Genomic DNA, 17,922 nt, shown 5'->3' on the forward strand with positions numbered 1-17,922 from the left:
ACGCGCAGGGCCGGCCCTGGCGGACCGGCCCTGCGATGGTCGCCTCGGCGGCGGCTCCCGGCCGGTGCCCGGCCCGGCTGCCGTTCCCCGGTTCCCCGCTCACCGTTCAGCAGCGAGGCACGCCCGGAATGAATCCGCCGTGACCGGTCTGCACGAAGACGTCGGCGACGTACTGGCCGGTGCCGATCCGGTCCCAGATGTTGGAGGTGCCGGCGGGGCCGGTGACCGTGGTGCCGGTGGTCTGGCAGTAGATCGCGACGGTGGCGCCGTCGGCGACCGAACCGACGACGGCGTACCCGGTGCCGGGGCCGGACCGGATGTTGAGGCTCGAGGCGTCGGTGTTCACCGTTCCGGAGCCGACGGTGCTGGAGCCCCCGGTCACGAGCTGCATGTAGTACGTCCAGTTCCAGTTCGGCCCGGGATCGGTGTGGGTGGCGCCCGGCACCTGGTTGTGGCCGATGATGTGCGCCCGGTCCTTCGGGACGCCGTACCGGTTGGCCAGAGTGCGGGTGAGCGCCGCGGACGCCCGGTACATCGAGTCGGTGTACCAGCTCGGGTTGTCGACGTATCCCTCGTGCTCGATGCCGATGGACTGGGTGTTGTAGGTCCAGTTGCCGGCGTGCCAGGCGACGTCCTTCTCGCGCACCGACTGGGTGACCGCCCCGTCGGAGGAGCGGAAGGTGTAGTGCGCGCTCACCTGGGCCGCCGGGTTCTGGAACCAGCTGATCGTACCGGCGTAGGAGCCCTGCGCGGTGTGGATGACGATGTAGTTGATCGGGTAGGTGCTCGGCCGGCTCGCCACGGTGTAGTTGCTGGTGCTGGCCGGCGCCCAGGCGGCCGGCCCGTAGTCGGTGCTCATCGTGCCGATGCCGCCGGTCCCGGCGGCCGCCACCCGGGCCAGGTCGCCCCGCTGCGGCGCCACCGAGCGCCCCGAAACGGTCAGCGAGCCGTCCTGCGGTGCGGTGAAGCCGGCCGTGAGCAGGTCGAAGACGGTGTCCGCGTAGAGCCGGGCGACGGTCTGATCGGCCGCCCCGCCGTAGCGGACCACCGGGCCGTACCAGTGGTTGACGTCGGCCCGTTGGGCGGCGGTGAGCCCGGCCCGGTCGGCGTACGAGCGCAGTACGGCGGCGGCGCCGGCGATGTTCGCAGCCGGGTCATCGGTGAGGGCCCGGCGGTGCAGCCCGGTGAGGGTGACCGCCTCGTCCAGCGTGCGTACCTGGCGGTTGCTGGCCAGGTGCATGACACCGTAGCCACCGGAGGCGCTCGGCAGACCGGCGTGGCCGTCGAGCCGGGTCTCGGCGTAGCCGAGCGCGATCAGCAGGTCGCGTGGCACGCCGTACCGGGTGGCGGCGGTGTCGAAGGCGCTGCCGAGCGGGTGCGCCGAAACGGCGGGCGTCGTCGCGTGGGTGGAGCCGGCGGCGACGGCCGGACCGGCGGCCAGCAGGGCCGGGCCGCCGAACCCGAGGGCCAGCACCGTCACGGCTCCGAGCAGGCGATTCGATCGCCTTACGGGAAATCGAGGACTCACCGTCACCCCTTCCGGAGAACCAGCACTCCGCCTCTCGGAACCCTGGTCGCCGCACGATATATGACAACGAGTATCGATGTATAGATTTGCCGGCCGCCTCGTTCTTCATGATGGAAACCTTCAAGACCGTCATCCTCCGGGCCGTGGTGACCGGCGTCGGCGTCGTGCTGGCCGGCGGGCCCCGCCACCGGTTGGTGATGGTTGGCCTGACGGGCCGGTCCGGCCGGTTCGACGCGGTGCGCGCCGTCGATCTGCGACCCTGAGCTTCCCGGCGATCCAGGCCAGTGGCACGCTGCTGCTCGCGTTGGGGGTGCTGGTGATCATGCTGGTCACGCCGAAGGGTGTGATCGGATAGCCGACAGGTTGAGACGGCAAGCGCTGGCGCTGCCACGGAGGAGACGTACCGGTGGACGAGACGAAGCTGCTGGTCGGTCGCGGCCTGACCAAGCGGTACGACGGGGTGACCGCGTTGGCGGACGTGTCGTTCGAGCTGCGAGCCGGGGAGATCCTCGGGCTGGTCGGGCCGAACGCCGCCGGCAAGACGACGCTGGTGGACCTGATCTCCGGTGCGCAGGCGGCCACCGCCGGTGAGCTGCTGCTGAGTGGGCAGCGGCTCACCGGACCGGCCTCCCGCCGAGCCCGGGTCGGGCTCGGCCGCACCTTCCAGCACCCGCAGCTGGCGCCGCGCCTGAGCGTCCTGGACAACCTGCTGCTCGGTCGGCACGCGCAAGGGGACAGCACGCCGTGGCGGAAGATCGCCGGCGCGTTCACCGGTGCGGTACGGCCGCACCGGGCGGCCGACCGCGAGGGCGTCCGCCAGTTGGCGCATGAACTGGGCATCGAGGGCCTCGACCGCGAGGCGGGCGACCTGGCCCTGAGCGAGCAACGACTCGTCGAGCTCGGTCGGGTACTGGGTCAGGACCCGGTGGTGCTGCTGCTCGACGAGCCCTTCGCCGGCTCCGACGCGCAGGGCGTGGCCGCTGTCGCCAAGGTGATCCGGAAAGTCCAGCGGCGGGGCCACGCGGTGATCCTGGTCGACCACAACATGGACCTGGTCGCCCGACTGGTCGACCGGGTGCTGCTGCTCGACCGGGGCCGGGTCGCCTTCGACGGCGATCCCCAGGAGTGCTTGGCGAGCCCGCAGATGCGGCAGGTCTACCTCGGCTCGACCGACGCCGACGGCGTGGCGCCGTCCGACTCGACGGCGCGGTGACCCCGGCGGAGAGTGTCGTCGGCGCACCACGGCGGCGGTCCGGCCCTGCGCGGCCTGCTCGCCACCTCCGTGGCGGCGGGGAGTTGACCGCGCTGGGCCGGCCTTGGCAGCCTCCGGCGACGGATCAGAAAGTTGGAGACAGGTAGAGAAGCCGGTTGGGCGAGCCGGCACCCGGATTGCCCACCGCTGGGTTGGCAACGCCGAACAGGAAGCTCGCCACCTGGGCCGGTGTCCACGTCGGGTAGTTGGTCAGCACCCGGGCCGCCGCCCCGGCAACGCTCGGCGCGGCGTGTGAGGTGCCGCTGAACATCTGCACCGCCGTGGGCGAGCCGATCCAGGCGGACATGATGCTCACGCCGGGGGCGAAGATGTCCACGCAGGGGCCGTAGTTGGAGAAGCTGGCCCGACTGTCGTTCGACTGCGTCGCGGCCACGGTCAGCGCGGTCGGCGCCGACGCGGGTGAGAATTGGCAGGCGTTGGCGTTCGAGTTGCCGGCGGGGACCGTCACGGTGATGCCGTCGGCGACGGCGTTGGCCACCGCGTTGTTGAGCGCGTTGTTGAGGGTGGACTGGACCCCGATGTTCGCGACGGCGGGCTGCCCTGCCAGGTGGTCGGCGACCATCCAGTTGATCCCGGTGATCAGGATCGACAGGGTGCTGGGCAGGGCGCAGTCGAACACCTTGACCGCGACCAGCACGACGTCCTTCGCCACCCCGTACGTCGTCCCGCCGACGGTTCCGGCGGCATGGGTGCCATGCCCGCTGCAGTCGTCCGCCGGCAACATGCCGTCGACCGCGTCATAGCCGTAGATCGCCTGACCGCCGAAATCCTGGTGCGCGATGTAGATCCCGGAGTCGACGATGTACGCCCTGACCCCAGTGCCCTGGCTCACGTAACTGTAGGTGCCGCTGAGCCCCAGCGATGCGTCGATCCGGTCCAGGTTCCACGGCGCGTTCAGTTGCGTGGTGGCCAACGTGGTCAACCGGTCCTGCTCTACGTGGGCCACCGCCCGGTCGGCGGCCAGCCGGCGGGCGACCGCCTCCGACGTTCGCACCGAGAAGCCGTTCAGGGCATCGCCCCACACCTGGTCCGGGCTCACGCCGTACCGGCGGGCCAGGCTGCTGACCGCGCTGGACACCGTGGACCCGCCGACCGCGCTCTCCTTGAGCGTCACGATGTAGCTGCCGGGAACCGCCGTCGCACTGCCAGCGCCCAGGATCTCGCCGATCGCACCTGACGCCGGCTCGGCAGCGGGTGCCGAAGAGGCCGGACCGGCGAGCATGGCGGCGGCCAGGGTGGTGGTGGCGAGGACGGCCATGGCGGCCAGCCCGGGTCGACGGGTGTGGGTGAAGATCGCCCTGTGGCGGAGTCTCATCTCTGCGCCATCCCTCTGCTCCGGCCAGTCCATCGCGCTCGTGACGCCGATGGAATGGTCTGATCGGTTTTCGGGATCGTACTGCCCGATTGCCCGGATGGCGATTGGAGGAATGCGTATATCAATTGACGGGGTTCTTTTTAACGTGGGTTGATAATTATTGTTCCCGCGTGTATCAGGAGGTCGTATGAGGACTCGCGTTCCTGATCAACGAGATCCGGACCGGCCCTCGCATCTCCAGCACCCCGTGCGGCACCGCGGACCGATCTGCTGTGGGGGCAGGAGCGCTCCCGAGGCAGACCGGTCCGCGGCCGATCAACTCAGCTGACGGTCACGGGGACGGTCTTCGGCGGCTGTTGCAGCTGACCGTAGTTGTCGGTCCCCCTGACCGAGACGGTGTAGGCACCCGCCGGGATCACCGGTGACGTGTACGCGAAGTTCGACCCCGGGGATCCCGGGCTGGTGAGGAAGACCGAGATCCACGGGAAGTTGCCCGGGACGGACGGCGTGCTGAACACACCGGAGGCGTTCATCCCCTGGCCCGCGCCGTTGACGATCTGGACGTCCACCCGAAGCATCCCGACGTCGTCCACCGCACGTCCGGTGACCACGATCCTCGAGTCGGTGTAGACCTCGTTGTCCTGCGGGGTGAGGCTCGGCTCCAGCCGTGGGTCGAGATCGCCCGGATACACGAGGTACCGAGCGGTGGCGCCGGAGGTCGAACCGTCCTGCTGGCCCACCGTGTCGACGGCCCACGCCTCGACGCTGTACTCACCCTTCGTCGGCAGGTCGATCGACAGGGTGAACGTGGTGCTCGTCGCGCCGGGCGAGGCGAGGGTGGCGTTCACCGTGGCGAAGCTCGCCGCCATGGTGCCGTTCGGCTGCACGTACCGGCCGGTGTCCAGGTCGCGCAGCGCCACCCGCACGCTCTGCACGCCTATGTTGTCGGTCGCGGTGCCGGCCAGGTTGAGGTGCAACTGGTCGACGTTCTGATCGACACCGGTGAAACTCAACAGGCCGTTCGGGAAGGCGTCACCGGGCACCTGGGCGGTGACGGTGAGCCGGCCCAGGTTGGCGTTAGTCGTGCTCAGGCCCAGGTTGTCGGTGGCCCGCACCCGGAAGTCGTACACCCCGGGCGTGAGCGGCACGGTGGTGTAGGACCAGTTGTACGACGCGGCGTTCAGGTTCGTCGGCGAGACCCGGTGGTACGCCGCGATCGAGTCGGCGCCCCACGTGCCGTCGGCGGCCAGCGCCTCGCGCGTGGTGTTGTTGCGCAGGTAGATCTCGACCGACTTCAGGGTGCCGTCGTCGTTGGCGGTCCCCGAGAACGTGATCGAGCCGCCCGGCGCGACGGTGAGCGGTGCGGCGGCGGTGGGCGGTGTCATCGGCGTGGGGGTGCTGATGGCCACCGACGGCGCGACGCCGGTCGCCGAGATGATCCAGTCCCGGGTGTCGCCGCGCAGGTCGCTCTGACCGGCGTTGTCGATGGCGGTGGCCGTCATCTTCCAGTCGCCCTCGGTGGGGAGGGCCACCTCGACCTGCCAGGTGGTCGACAGCGCGCCGATGACGTCCGGCTCGCCCCGGAACGTGTTGTAGACCGGTGCGGCCGTCCCGTCGTCCTGGAGGTAATGGTTGTCCGACCTGCGGAACGAGTACGTCATCGCGCTGACGCCCTTGTCGTCGCTGGCGGTGCCGGTCGCGACGAAGCTCTGAGCGGCGACCAGGCCAGGGGGCGGCGAGGTGATTTTCGTCGTTGGCGGCAGGTCGTCGAAGCTGAAGGTCTCGATCTTCTTGACGGCCTTCGAGGCATCGCTCTGGCCGCTGTTACCGAACGTCTTCGCCTGGACCTGGTATTCGCCGACGGGCAGCGACACCGTGAGGGACCACGAGGTCGAGACGGTGTTCACCGCTGCCACTGCCGCGTTGATGCTGTTGGCGGCGCCCCACGTCGTCAGGTCGTCCTGCAGGTACTTCTTGGAACCCCGGTTCTGGATCTCGATCCCGACCTTGGTGACGCCGGCCGGAGAGGTCGCCTGACCGTCGAGCACGAACGGCGCGTTGGCCTGCTTGACCGCCCCCTCGATGGGCGTGACGATCGTCGTGTCGACCGGCGAGGGCGCCGGTGCCTGGGTGAGGTCGAAGAAGCCGACCCGCCCCACCGGCAGGCCGCCCTTGGTGTTGCCGTCGCCACCGGCGAAGAGGCCCCGCGGGGTGGCCAGGAGGGCCTTCTCCCCCTCGTACGAGCTGGAACCCGGGTTCCACTCGATCGCCGTGCCCGTGGTCGGGTCGAGCGCGCCGAGGTGGTCACGGCGGACCACCTGATCGCCGAGACCGTACCCGCTCAGGCCCTGGCCCGTGCCGTACCCGACGTTGTCCAGGCCGGGCCACGGGACGTTGGAGGTCGGCGATTCCTGCCAACTGAAGTGGCCGCCGACGTACACGGCCGTCTCGGTGATGGCGACCGAGTAGATGCTGTCGAAGTGACGCGACACCCAGATCGGCTCGACGTGGTCGTTGCCGGCCACCGGGAACGCGATCGCCGTGTCGTTGATCGGCGGGCGGTCGCCTCCCGAACCGCTGGTGACGACGAAGTAGGAGTCGTCCGGCGCGACGTCACCGGCGAAGACCCGCTGGATGCCGCCGACAAAGGAGAGGTTGTCCTCCCACAGGCGGGTGCGCCACGGCAGGAGGGCCTTGGTGGCGGTGTCGACGAGACCGACGCCGTAGCGGTCCTGGCCGGCGATCTGACGACCGGTGTGCACGACCAGCAGCCTGCTGCCGTCGTGCGTCAGCTTGAGCTGCTGCACGGTGAGCATGCCGCCGACGCCGATGCCGCCGGACAGGGGCAGGTTGAACCCGCTGTCGACCGCCCCCGTCGTCGGGTTGAGCGCGACCAGCCCGCTGCGGTTCACGCTGTTCACCTTCGTGAACTGGCCGCCCACGTACACCGCGGTGCTGCTCACGGCCAGAGCGGTCCCGCGCCCGTTCCCCTGCGCGGTGAACGCCGCGATCGGCGCACCGGTGACCGGGTCGAGCCGTACGATCTTGCGCTTCGTCAGGCCACCGACCGTGTTGAACGAGCCGGCGACATAGAGCGACGAGCCGTCCGGCGAGGCCTCGACGGCCTCGACGGATCCGTCGAACGTCGGCTGGAAGCCGGTGTCTATCTGGCCCGTGTCGATGTTGTACGAAGCCAGCGACGGCTGCGCCACCGGCGTCCCGCCGACGTTGGCGATCGCGGTGAAGGAGCCGGCGATGAAGACCCGGTTGCCGATCACCTCGATGTCCGTGATCTCGCCGTCGGTGATCCTCGGTACGTCATTGCGCGGCGTGCTGGGAACCAGCCCGGTGTGCCCCGGCACCGACTGGGCCGCGGCCGTGCGGGCGGCGATACGCGTCGCATCGCCGCCGACTGTTCTCGTGGCGGCGCGAGCGCTGGTGCTCGCGCCGTCGTCGGCGGTCCTGCCCGGTACAGTGCCCGCAGCCGCCGGTTGGCCTGTCAACAGAACAGCCCCGGCGACCAGACCCGCGATGGCGCGGCTCCGAACGTGCATCGAGACAACCCCCTGTAAAACGCCTGAATCGCGCCACCGGGGTGATTCCCGGCAACGTCCATCCCCTTGGCGTGCCGGATGTCACCGTAGGAGGTCACCATCCCTTGTGTACGGATGACGGTCCGAAACCCGACCGGTCGACTTCCGTTCCGGTCCTACCGGCCGGGTCCGCCGTCCGTGGATCCAGACCCGCTCCACCAATCGGATCGGTCCCGGCCCTGAAGGAATCGACGAGGCTTCACCGCCGCGGCCTCCGACGCGCCCGAACTCGACATGTGGGGTGTGACAACGCCGCAGTCCCTATATATGGTGTTGGGCGCAGCTGGTTCGGCCGCTCATCCGGGCGGTCGAGGCAACAGGGAACCCGGTGGAAAACCGGGACTGCCCCGCAGCGGTGAGTGGGAACGACCGCCGTCATCAGCACTGGGCCGCCAGCGGCCTGGGAAGCGACGGCCAGTAGGAGACCGGCGAGCCCGGTCACGCCCGCGAGTCCGAAGACCTGCCAGCGCGCCGCGCACCCATACCGGGGTGGGTGGCGGTCCGAGGCCGCGTGGGACGGCCGACGCCACCTGACCCGCGCCCTGCCGGCGTGACGTCCGCCGGTGTCTGCCTCCACGCGTCCGAAGGCCATCAGGTCTCGAGCCCGCGAGGAGTGAGTGGTGGCAGTCACCGAGGTTGTCCCGGCCGACGGCATGGTGGCCGACGAGGCAGCCCCACCGGGCCGGCGGCGGACGCAGATGCGTGTCCGTAAGCGCGACGGCGGCACCGAGCCGGTCGATGTCAACAGGATCGTCCGAGCGGTCGAGCGGTGGACCGCCGGCCTCGCCGACGTCGACCCGTTGCGGGTGGCGACGCGGACGATCAGCGGCCTGTACGACGGCGCGACGACCGCCGAGCTGGACCGGCTGTCCATCCAGACCGCGGCCGAGATGATCGGTGAGGAGCCGCAGTACTCGCGGCTGGCCGCCCGCCTGCTGGCCGGCTACATCGACAAGGAGGTCCGCAGGCAGGGCATCGGCTCGTTCAGCGAGGCGATCCGACGGGGACACGTCGAGGGCCTCATCGGCGACGGTACCGCCGCTTTCGTCGCCGCCAACGCCACGCAGCTCGATGACGCCGTCGACCCCCACGGTGACCTGCGGTTCGAGTACTTCGGGCTGCGCACGGTCCACGACCGGTACCTGCTGCGCCACCCGACGAGCCGGCTGGTGGTGGAGACCCCGCAGTACTGGTTGCTGCGGGTGGCCTGCGGCCTGTCCCAAGCCCCGGACGAGGCGATCGAGTTCTACCGGTTGATGTCGAGCCTGGCGTACCTGCCGAGTTCGCCGACGTTGTTCAACTCCGCCACCCGGCACACCCAGATGTCCTCCTGCTACCTGGTCGACTCCCCGCGCGACGAACTGGACTCGATCTACCAGCGGTACGCGCAGGTGGCGAACCTGTCGAAGTTCGCCGGCGGCATCGGCATCGCGTTCTCCCGGGTCCGGTCGCGGGGCGCGCTGATCCGGGGCACCAACGGGCAGTCCAACGGGATCGTGCCGTGGCTGCGGACGCTGGACGCGTCGGTGGCGGCGGTCAACCAGGGTGGCCGGCGCAAGGGCGCGGCCTGCGTCTACCTGGAGCCGTGGCATCCGGACATCGAGGAGTTCCTGCAACTGCGGGACAACACCGGTGAGGACGCCCGACGCACCCACAACCTGAACCTGGCCAACTGGGTCCCGGACGAGTTCATGCGCCGGGTGGAGGCAGACGGGATGTGGTCGCTGTTCGACCCGGACGTGGTGCCGGAACTGCCGGACCTGTGGGGGGAGGAGTTCGACGCGGCTTACCGGGCGGCCGAGGCGCAGGGCCGGTACGTGCGGCAGGTGCCGGCCCGGGAGCTGTACGGGCGGATGATGCGGACCCTCGCGCAGACCGGCAACGGGTGGATGACGTTCAAGGACGCCGCGAACCGGCTGTGCAACCAGACCGCCGAGCCGGGCAACGTGGTGCACCTGTCCAACCTGTGTACCGAGATCATCGAGGTGTCCAGCGACGCCGAGACCGCCGTGTGCAACCTCGGCTCGGTCAACCTCGCCGCCCACCTCACCGACGGCGGCCTCGACTGGGAACGGCTGCGCGCCACCGTCCGTACCGCCGTGACGTTCCTCGACCGGGTCATCGACATCAACTACTACCCGACCCCGCAGGCAGCGGCGAGCAACCCCCGCTGGCGGCCGATCGGCCTCGGGCTGATGGGCCTGCAGGACGTGTTCTTCGCCCTGCGGCTGGCGTTCGACTCCCGGGAAGCCCGGGAACTGTCCACCCGGATCTCCGAGGAGCTGTACCTGACCGCCCTGGAGACCTCCGCCGACCTGGCGGAACGCTTCGGCGCCCACCCGGCGTTCGCCGAGACCCGGGCGGCACGGGGCCAGCTCCAGCCGGACCTGTGGGGCGTCACGGGCAGCCAGGCGCAGCGCTGGAGGGCGCTGCGGGGGCGCGTCGCCGCGCACGGCCTGCGCAACTCGCTGCTGGTGGCGATCGCCCCGACCGCCACCATCGCCTCCATCGCCGGGTGCTACGAGTGCATCGAGCCGCAGGTGTCGAACCTGTTCAAGCGCGAGACCCTGTCCGGGGAGTTCCTTCAGGTCAACACCGCTCTCGTACGCGAACTGAAGGCCCGCGGCCTGTGGACCGACCAGGTCCGGTCGGCGATCAAGCGCGCTGACGGATCGGTGCAGGGCATCACGGAACTGCCGGTGGAGGTCCGGAGGTTGTTCCGCACGGCCTGGGAGTTGCCGCAGCGGGCGCTGATCGACCTGGCCGCCGCCCGCGCCCCGTTCATCGACCAGTCGCAGTCGCTGAACCTGTTCCTCGCCGCTCCGACGATCGGCAAGCTCTCCTCGATGTACCTGTACGCCTGGAAAGCCGGGCTGAAGAGCACCTACTACCTGCGGTCCCGCCCCGCCACCCGGATCCAGCAGGCCACCGTCGCCCCCGCCGGACCGGTGAACCCCGTTGGTCCCGTCGGTGCCGTCGCGCTGGCGGTGACCGTCGACGAGGCGGTGGCCTGCTCCCTGGAGAACCCCGAGTCGTGCGAATCCTGCCAGTGACCGCCCCGACCGACGCCACCGATCCGAGGACCACACACATGCTGCTCGACCCGGGGATGGACCTCACCCTCCGCCCGATGCGCTACCCGCACTTCTTCGACCGGTTCCGCGACGCCATCCGCAACACCTGGACCGTGGAGGAGGTCGACCTGCACGCCGACCTCGCCGACCTCGACCGGCTCTCCCCGGCGGAGCGGCACCTGGTGAGCCGCCTCGTCGCGTTCTTCGCCACCGGCGACACCATCGTCGCCAACAACCTGGTGCTGAACCTCTACCAGCACGTGAACTCGCCGGAGGGTCGGCTCTACCTGTCGCGGCAACTGTTCGAGGAGGCCGTGCACGTCCAGTTCTACCTGAACCTGCTCGACACGTACGTGCCCGACGAGGACGAGCGGTTCGCCGCGTTCGACGCCATCGAGAACATTCCCTCGATCCGGCGTAAGGCCGACTTCTGCTTCCGCTGGATCGACTCCCTCCAGGGCCTGCGCGAGCTGCGGTCGAAGCAGGACCGGCGGGTGTTCCTGCTCAACCTGATCTGTTTCGCCGCCTGCATCGAGGGGCTTTTCTTCTACGGCGCCTTCGCCTACGTCTACTTCCTGCGTTCCCGGGGACTGCTGCACGGCCTGGCTTCCGGCACCAACTGGGTGTTCCGCGACGAGTCCATGCACATGGCCTTCGCCTTCGACGTGGTCGACACGATCCGCCGCGAGGAACCGGACCTGTTCGACGACGACCTCGCAGACCAGGTACGCCTGATGCTCACCGAGGCCGTCGAGTGCGAGGTCCAGTTCGCCGAGGACCTGCTCGGCCAGGGCGTGTCCGGGATGTCCCTGGCCGACATGCGTCAGTATCTCCAGCACGTCGCCGATCGTCGGCTCGCGCAGCTCGGCATCCCCGTTCACTACGGGTCGACCAACCCGTTCGCGTTCATGGAGTTGCAGGACGTGCAGGAACTGTCCAACTTCTTCGAACGGCGGGTGTCGGCGTACCAGGTCGGGGTGACCGGCACCGTCGGCTTCGACGACGACTTCTGAGCCGACCGTGACAGGCGAATCCCCCAGCAGATGTCGGCGATCTCGCTTCCGCGTCATGGCTGCGTCTGCGGGGGTTCGGATGTCAGTCGATGGCGGAACGGAAGATGATCGCGACGCCGAGGGCTTCGCTGGCCGGTACGACGATCTCGTCCGGTCGGGGCGTGCGGTACGGCACCCCTGCGGTCCGTAGATGATGCTCGGTCTGGGCGATGTCGTGTACCGCGACCGTGTACCCCACGAAAGCGGGCAGGGCCGGCGGGCGCTCGCCGGGCAGGACGTCGGGCAGCGCGGACTCGGCGACGACGATCACTGAGGCGTCGCCGAGGTCGAAGGTCCGGGTGGAGCCGTTGCGGTGGGCGGCGCGGCCGAGGTATGTCTCGTAGCGGCGCTCGACGTCGGGCAGGGCGTCGTCGGGTACGCACAGCAGGCATCCGATCAGGTCGACGGCGCCGTTGGCGTGCTCCGGGTGCTGCTGCCCCTCGACGGCGGTGTTCTCGGCGATGCCGACCCTGCCCTCGGGCAGCCGGCCGCGTGGCGCGTCCGTCTCGTCGCTGTTGATCTCCAGGTAGCGGGTCGGGACCATCCGGGTGCCGTCAGCGGTTTCGATCGGGCGCTGCACCGCGTGTACGCCGCCGTGCCCGGCGCCTGCGGCGTCCAGCCGCGCGGCGGCGGAGTCGAGGTCCGCGGAGTCGACGACGAGGATGTGCACGCCTTGGAATCGGTCCAGGAAGGCGGCGAGGTTGGCGGCGGTGCCACGGACGGCGGCCAGGAGCCCGGGCAGTCTGTCGTCGGGAACGTCGAGCGGGATCAGGTGGGCGTCGCCGGGGATCGGCTGCCCATCGTCGACGACGGTCACGATCTCGACGAAGTTGCGACGCAGGTAGATGTGGGTGTTCGCCGCGCCGACCGGACGGGGGAGCGTTCCGGGGGCGGTGGGCAGTGTCGGATAGGCCGGCGGCGGCAGGGTGAAGCCAAGCCGCCGGTAGGTCTCGATCGCCGCTGTCATGTCTCGCACGACGAGGCCTACGTGGTGCAGGTCGCTGATGTCCTTGCCCATGCTCGTCACCTCTTTTCGGTTGCTGAGCCGTAGGTGGCGCGGCGGTAGTCGTCGACGTGCCGGTCGAAGACGGCGATGACCCGTGGCGCGGCGGTGGCGAACCGCGCCGGCGGTGGCGGCTTCGCCGGTTCGAACGCGTGGCGCAGGGTGTCGGCCAGTTGGTCGGCCTTGTCCGCGAGGGCCAGTGCAACCTCAGGAGAAAGGAGCGGGTCGATGCCGAAGAAGCCGAACATGACTGCGGGCAGGGTGTAGTCCAGATCCTCCGGGCGTAGCCCGGCCCGCAGCAGGCCGTCGTCGGCGAGCATGCCGAGGTATTCGCGGGAGGCCAGCAACTTGGCGCTCTGCAGCGGTCGGCGGGCCGGGCTGGACAGAAAACGGTCCAGCACCTCGGCGTCCCGGGTGAAGATCGCGCGCAGCACCGGCCGTGACATCGCTTCCAGGAAGAACCGGCGCATGTACCGGTGCAGCGCGATCTCCTGCGGGTCGTGGCGCATCGCGGTCACCACCGCGCCGAGCATCGCGACTGCCTCCCGGGCGCCGACAGCGAAAAACAGCTGCTCGCGGCTGCGCCAGTGCAGATAGACGGTGCCCTTGCCGACACCGGCGCGTCGGGCGATCTCGTCGATGGTCGCCCGACGGTATCCCCAGCGCAGCAGCAGCTCCTTCGCCGCGTCGAGGATCCGGTCGGCACGCTCGATCTGATCGGTGGGCTGCTGGTCAACCATGACCCCTCCTTGTGACTGATGACCAGATTAGCACTTTGGTCATCAGTCACAAGGAGGGGGTTCGGGGGTGCGCGTTCAGCCGTACGCGCCTGTGCACATCAGGGCCGGGCCGTACGCCGACACCAGCCCACCCCGCCACGCCGGCTGCCCCGCCAGTGGCTGGTGGCCCCGCAGAGACCCCGGTAGTTTCAGCTGTCGAACACCTTCACTGTCATCGATTGGGGATGCCGGCCACGTGTCGCACATCGAGAAGATCACCGGTGAACTCCGCGCGCTGACGAGCGGCGTCGAACGCGCACAGGGGCTGGCAGCCGCCGCCGACAGGCAGGCGCAGGAGGTGGCGCTGCGGGCCGCAGGCGCTGGCTTCGTCGCCGTAGCGGCGGGCGTGGCGCGGGTGCGGAACGCGATCACGGGCATCCAGGGCGGCCTGGGTGGGCTCGCCGGTTCGATCGGTGAGGCGACGAAGGCCACCATGGCAGTGCCCCACGAAGCCACCCCGCAGGAGACAATCGCCGGGCTGGCGCCTGTGCAGAGCGCCGTGCGCGGCGCCCGCGATGTGGCGGCCGGGGCCATCACCCAGGTCGATGAGGCGCGGCAGCTGGTCACCATGATCCTGCAGGGCGGGCAGCCCGGGCCGCTGCTACAGGCCCTGGACAGCATCAAGCAGGTCCTGGTGCTGGTCGTTGCGCGCACCGGCGGCGCCCGGCAGTCCATCGAAGCGGCGATCGCCGAGGCTCGGCAGTTGGGGTCGTCGGGAAACTGACGAGGGCTGTCGGTCGTCCACCGGCCAGCCCCGCCCCTGCCATTTCCGGCGGCCCACCCTCGATGGCCCCGACTCTGGACGGTGCCGCTTCCACGGACCCTGACGGAGGAACCCCGTGGAGCAGGCGTCCCACCGGCGGCCCTGGCGGATCGGTCGGCTCAGTTCCACGATGGCGGCAGGCCGATCGCCGGCTCGGGGTAGTCCGGCAACTCGATGTTGTTGCTGCGGTCCTCGGCCGTCCTGAGCATCATGGTCATGAGGAGCGGCCGGTTGAGGAGTCCGTTGCGTACCCGCGCCGCCGTAGCGGTGCGCGGCGCGAAGAACTTGCCTGTGGTGTCGCCGCCCTTCTGGCAGCGCCGGGCGAAGTCGGCGAGCAGCCGTTCGTAGCGCGGGAACGCGACGGTGTGGTTGCCGTCGGCGGCGGCCAGTTCGCCGGCAAGGACGTACGCCGCGACCACCGCGGTACCAGTGCCCATCCCGCCGATCGTGGCTCCGCAGGCGGCGTCACCGATTACGGCGATCCGGCCGCTGGACCACGGCGAGATGTCCACCCGGCAGATCGAGTCGAAGTAGAAGTCGGTCGCCTCCTCCAGCGCGGCGAGGAGTCGTGGCGCCTTCCAGCCCAGCCCGGCGAACCGCTCGCGGACGATGCCGCGCTGCTGGTCGGAGTCGTGCCGGTCGTAGTCGATCCGGGGCGCGGCGAACACCACGAAGGCGCCCGCCCTGGACGGATCGCGGTGATCGCCACCGATGCTGGCCATCCGGCCGGGGGCGTTGTACAACAACGAGTGTCGGTCGAGTCCGAAGTCGTTCGGCAGTCCCCAGGTCGCCACGTAGTAGCCGAGGTGCCGGACGAAGCGCTCCTCCGGCCCGAAGGTCAGCCGACGTACGGCCGAGTGCACCCCGTCGGCGCCGATCACCAGGTCGAAGGTGCGGCGGGTGCCGCTGGTGAAGGTGACGTCCACGCCCTGCGGCGTGTCGGTCATGGTCGCGATGCTGTCACCGAACAGGTACTCGGTGCTGTCGCGGCTCCGCTCGTGGAGCACCCGGGACAGGTCGAAGCGTGGCACTTCGATGTCGCCGCCGGCGAAGTCGGCAGGCACTTCCATCAGCTTGCGGCCGGTGGCGTCGACGAAGCGCATCGCGGTGCCGCCGGTCTGCACCTCGCGCAGGTCATCGAGTACGCCCATCCGGTCCAGCACGCCCAAGTGGGTCCGGCCGCGGAAGTCGACGCGGTTGCCACCGGCCCGCAGGCCAGGCGCGATCTCGACGACGGTCGGCCGGAAGCCGTACCGGCCCAGCCAGTACGCCAGCGCCGGCCCCGCAATGCTGGCGCCGGAGATCAGCACGGTCGAATTCTTCATGGCAAGCCCTCCAACAAAAAACAGTGTCCGGCGGACACGGTTGCTACTGTGTACCATGGAAACAGATTCCGGACAACAGCCAGACGCGTGGAGGCCAGGTGCCGAGCGACTTCCTGTGGGAAGGTCGGGCGCAACCGACCCGAGGACCCAAACCCGCCCTGAGCCTCGAACACATCGCCGACGCGGGGATCGCGATCGCCGACGCGGAAGGCCTCACGGCGGTGACCATGCAGCGGGTGGCCGCCGACCGGGGGTTCACCAAGATGTCCCTCTACCGGTACGTGGCGGGCAAGGGGGAACTCGTGGCGCTCATGGTCGAGCGCGCGATCGGGGTGCCCCCGGCCATCGACCCGGCCGACTGGCGGGCCGCCCTGAAACAGTGGGCCCACCATCTGCTCGACGCGTACGTGCGGCACCCCTGGACGGTGGAGGCGATCCTCGGTCCCCGGGCCGTCGGCCCCAATGAACTGAGCTGGATGGAGTGCGCCGTGAGCATCCTGCCGTCCACCGGGCTGACCGGCAGCGAGCGCCTCGACGCGATCGGGGTGCTCGCCGGCCATGTCCGCGCGATCGCCCAGCAGACCATGGTGGGCCGGCAACCCGAAGCGGACCTCACTGCCGAGATCGCCGAGCAGTTGCGCCGCCATGGCGACCGCTTTCCGGCGCTGGTCGCGACGATGGCCGCAGCGGCCGCCGACGGCGGGCACGACCAGGCGTTCGAATTCGGCCTGGACCGGATCCTCGACGGTCTCGACCTACTGGTCAGCCGGCGTGGCGGCTGAGCGATCAGCGCGGCGGAGGGACACCACGCCAGACCACACCGTTGCCAAGGTCAATGGCTGCGGTCAGGCTGCCGGGCGGCGTCCGCGCATGCCGCGATCCGCGCCTGGGGCATCGCTACAGATCTTGAAAGGTCAAGTTTGTCCACTGTGGTTCGGCGTGTCGGCGTGGTCTTCGCGGGTCGGCGGCGTAGGCCGGAGGGATGAGGTATCCCGACGGAGGTGGACTGTCCGACCGAGGGCGGGCGAAGCGTGAGGCGGTGCGGCGGCAAGCGGCTGGGTGGTTCGCGCAGGACGTGCCGGTCGCCGAGGTCGCCCGGCGGTTGCGGGTGTCGCAGACAGCGGTGTACGGCTGGCGGTGGCGGTGGCGGTGGCGTGCCGAGGGTGAGGCCGGGCTGGCGTCGAAGGGGCCGAGTGGTTCCCGCTGCCGCCTGGACGCCGGCCGGCTGCGGCGCCTGGCCGATGTCCTGGATGAAGGGCCGGCCGCGCACGGGTTCGGCGAGGACCAGCGGTGGACCCTGGCGCGGGTGTCGGATCTGATCGCTCGGATGTTCCGGACCCGGTACACGCTGCGCGGCACCTCGTATCTGCTGCACCGCATCGGCTGGTCGGTGCAGGTCCCGGCGCACCGGCCCGTCGAGCGTGACGAGGAGGCGGTCGCGACGTGGCGGCGGGAGGTGTGGCCGGCGGGAAGACGGTAGCGGCGCAGCGCGGCGCGTGGATCTGCTTCGAGGACGAGGCAGGTCAGACGCTGCGCCCACCGAAGGCCCGCACCTGGGGCCGACGCGGCGAAACACCGGTGATTCCGGTGTCGGGTAAGGGCTCCGGCCGGGTCTCGATCGCAGGTCTGGTCTGCGTGAAGCCGGGCCGACGCAGCCGGTTGATCTACCGAACGATCACCCATCGTGGCCGCAAGAACGAACGACGCAGCTTCGCCGAGACCGACTACATCGCCCTGCTCGACACCGCGCACCAGCAGCTCGGCGGTCCAATCGTGCTGGTCTGGGACAACCTCAACACCCACGTCAGCGCCGCGATGCGGCAGATGATCAACGGCCGGGACTGGCTACATGTGATCCGACTGCCGGCCTACGCCCCCGACCTCAACCCCACCGAGCAGGTGTGGTCACACCTTAAACGCAGCATCGGCAACCTCGCCGTCCGCGGCGTCGATCATCTCCAGGCGACTATCAAGAACCGACTCAAGCGCATCCAGTACCGGGCCGACCTGCTCGACAGCTTCCTCGCCCACACCGGCCTGACCCTCGAACCCGACTCAACCTAACCATTCAAGATCTGTAGCTGCTGTGCTCGCGTGCTGAAGACCAGCATGCGGGTTGCAACGCCTTGTAGGCCGTGGTTCGAGCAGTCCGGCTTCCTTTCGCACACGCTCCCGGTCTGTCACCTCGGGCGCTGCCGGGTAGGTTAGGCGTTTTTA

At 69.8% G+C, this 17,922-nt stretch carries 14 protein-coding genes and 1 riboswitch; of the genes, 8 read left to right on the forward strand and 6 right to left on the reverse strand.

Annotation, left to right across the window (positions count from 1 at the left end; all coding sequences use genetic code 11):
* Nucleotides 1-106 precede the first annotated feature (106 nt).
* Nucleotides 107-1,480 carry an N-acetylmuramoyl-L-alanine amidase gene (locus OG617_RS17045; protein WP_405102941.1) on the reverse strand — a complete coding sequence of 458 codons (1,374 nt, stop codon included), beginning with the start codon at nucleotides 1,478-1,480 and terminating at the stop codon, nucleotides 107-109.
* Between the two features lie 158 nt (nucleotides 1,481-1,638).
* Here OG617_RS17045 and OG617_RS17050 point away from each other — a divergent pair, with 158 nt between their 5' ends.
* Both OG617_RS17050 and OG617_RS17055 read left to right on the forward strand, forming a co-directional pair.
* Complete coding sequence (locus OG617_RS17050; RefSeq protein ID WP_405102943.1) at nucleotides 1,639-1,791, forward strand: hypothetical protein; 153 nt, start codon at nucleotides 1,639-1,641, stop codon at nucleotides 1,789-1,791.
* Between the two features lie 143 nt (nucleotides 1,792-1,934).
* Nucleotides 1,935-2,741: an ABC transporter ATP-binding protein gene (locus OG617_RS17055; protein ID WP_405102945.1), complete on the forward strand. Its 807-nt coding sequence runs from the start codon at nucleotides 1,935-1,937 to the stop codon at nucleotides 2,739-2,741.
* 124 nt (nucleotides 2,742-2,865) lie between these two features.
* Here the strand turns inward: OG617_RS17055 and OG617_RS17060 are convergent, their stop codons facing one another.
* Together OG617_RS17060 and OG617_RS17065 are read right to left on the reverse strand one after the other, a co-directional pair.
* Nucleotides 2,866-4,116, reverse strand: coding sequence for a S8 family serine peptidase (locus OG617_RS17060; protein ID WP_405102947.1), 1,251 nt, complete (start codon nucleotides 4,114-4,116; stop codon nucleotides 2,866-2,868).
* Nucleotides 4,117-4,436: 320 nt separating this feature from the next.
* Nucleotides 4,437-7,670, reverse strand: coding sequence for a hypothetical protein (locus OG617_RS17065; protein WP_405102949.1), 3,234 nt, complete (start codon nucleotides 7,668-7,670; stop codon nucleotides 4,437-4,439).
* Between the two features lie 306 nt (nucleotides 7,671-7,976).
* Nucleotides 7,977-8,192, forward strand: a riboswitch (cobalamin riboswitch).
* Nucleotides 8,193-8,362: 170 nt separating this feature from the next.
* Here OG617_RS17065 and OG617_RS17070 point away from each other — a divergent pair.
* Together OG617_RS17070 and OG617_RS17075 are read left to right on the forward strand one after the other, a co-directional pair.
* Nucleotides 8,363-10,762 (forward strand): ribonucleoside-diphosphate reductase subunit alpha, encoded by a 2,400-nt coding sequence (locus OG617_RS17070; RefSeq protein WP_405103761.1) that lies wholly within the window; start codon nucleotides 8,363-8,365, stop codon nucleotides 10,760-10,762.
* Nucleotides 10,763-10,800: 38 nt separating this feature from the next.
* A complete protein-coding gene (locus OG617_RS17075) occupies nucleotides 10,801-11,796 on the forward strand; it encodes a ribonucleotide-diphosphate reductase subunit beta (RefSeq protein ID WP_405103763.1) in 996 nt (331 codons plus the stop codon).
* A gap of 82 nt (nucleotides 11,797-11,878) precedes the next feature.
* Here OG617_RS17075 and OG617_RS17080 read toward each other — a convergent pair whose 3' ends face one another.
* The gene (locus OG617_RS17080; protein WP_405102951.1) at nucleotides 11,879-12,853 is read right to left on the reverse strand and encodes a VOC family protein; all 975 of its coding nucleotides are present in this window, start codon (nucleotides 12,851-12,853) and stop codon (nucleotides 11,879-11,881) included.
* A 5-nt stretch (nucleotides 12,854-12,858) separates the two neighbouring features.
* Nucleotides 12,859-13,578 (reverse strand): TetR/AcrR family transcriptional regulator, encoded by a 720-nt coding sequence (locus OG617_RS17085; RefSeq protein WP_405102953.1) that lies wholly within the window; start codon nucleotides 13,576-13,578, stop codon nucleotides 12,859-12,861.
* 235 nt (nucleotides 13,579-13,813) lie between these two features.
* Here OG617_RS17085 and OG617_RS17090 point away from each other — a divergent pair, with 235 nt between their 5' ends.
* Nucleotides 13,814-14,341 carry a DUF6244 family protein gene (locus OG617_RS17090; protein WP_396680291.1) on the forward strand — a complete coding sequence of 176 codons (528 nt, stop codon included), beginning with the start codon at nucleotides 13,814-13,816 and terminating at the stop codon, nucleotides 14,339-14,341.
* 158 nt (nucleotides 14,342-14,499) lie between these two features.
* Here OG617_RS17090 and OG617_RS17095 read toward each other — a convergent pair whose 3' ends face one another.
* Nucleotides 14,500-15,705 (reverse strand): FAD-dependent monooxygenase, encoded by a 1,206-nt coding sequence (locus OG617_RS17095; RefSeq protein WP_405102955.1) that lies wholly within the window; start codon nucleotides 15,703-15,705, stop codon nucleotides 14,500-14,502.
* 98 nt (nucleotides 15,706-15,803) lie between these two features.
* Here OG617_RS17095 and OG617_RS17100 point away from each other — a divergent pair, with 98 nt between their 5' ends.
* The 3 genes from OG617_RS17100 (at nucleotide 15,804) to OG617_RS17110 (ending at nucleotide 17,769) form a co-directional block, all read left to right on the forward strand.
* Nucleotides 15,804-16,487: a TetR/AcrR family transcriptional regulator gene (locus tag OG617_RS17100; RefSeq protein WP_405102957.1), complete on the forward strand. Its 684-nt coding sequence runs from the start codon at nucleotides 15,804-15,806 to the stop codon at nucleotides 16,485-16,487.
* A 257-nt stretch (nucleotides 16,488-16,744) separates the two neighbouring features.
* Entirely contained in the window at nucleotides 16,745-17,185 is a 441-nt protein-coding gene (locus tag OG617_RS17105) for a winged helix-turn-helix domain-containing protein (RefSeq protein WP_405102959.1), read from the forward strand.
* Entirely contained in the window at nucleotides 17,149-17,769 is a 621-nt protein-coding gene (locus tag OG617_RS17110) for an IS630 family transposase (protein WP_405102961.1), read from the forward strand. The genes OG617_RS17105 and OG617_RS17110 overlap by 37 nt, the downstream gene beginning before the upstream one ends.
* Nucleotides 17,770-17,922 lie beyond the last annotated feature (153 nt).

The organism is Micromonospora sp. NBC_01412, assembly GCF_045040215.1.
Lineage (GTDB): Bacteria > Actinomycetota > Actinomycetes > Mycobacteriales > Micromonosporaceae > Micromonospora > Micromonospora rubida.

Coding starts and splice junctions, on each gene's coding strand:
- OG617_RS17050 (WP_405102943.1), top strand. CDS start 1,639: ATGGAAACCTTCAAGACCGTCATCCTCCGGGCCGTGGTGACCGGCGTC.
- OG617_RS17085 (WP_405102953.1), bottom strand. CDS start 13,578: ATGGTTGACCAGCAGCCCACCGATCAGATCGAGCGTGCCGACCGGATC.
- OG617_RS17075 (WP_405103763.1), top strand. CDS start 10,801: ATGCTGCTCGACCCGGGGATGGACCTCACCCTCCGCCCGATGCGCTAC.
- OG617_RS17065 (WP_405102949.1), bottom strand. CDS start 7,670: ATGCACGTTCGGAGCCGCGCCATCGCGGGTCTGGTCGCCGGGGCTGTT.
- OG617_RS17070 (WP_405103761.1), top strand. CDS start 8,363: ATGGTGGCCGACGAGGCAGCCCCACCGGGCCGGCGGCGGACGCAGATG.
- OG617_RS17060 (WP_405102947.1), bottom strand. CDS start 4,116: ATGAGACTCCGCCACAGGGCGATCTTCACCCACACCCGTCGACCCGGG.
- OG617_RS17095 (WP_405102955.1), bottom strand. CDS start 15,705: ATGAAGAATTCGACCGTGCTGATCTCCGGCGCCAGCATTGCGGGGCCG.
- OG617_RS17080 (WP_405102951.1), bottom strand. CDS start 12,853: ATGGGCAAGGACATCAGCGACCTGCACCACGTAGGCCTCGTCGTGCGA.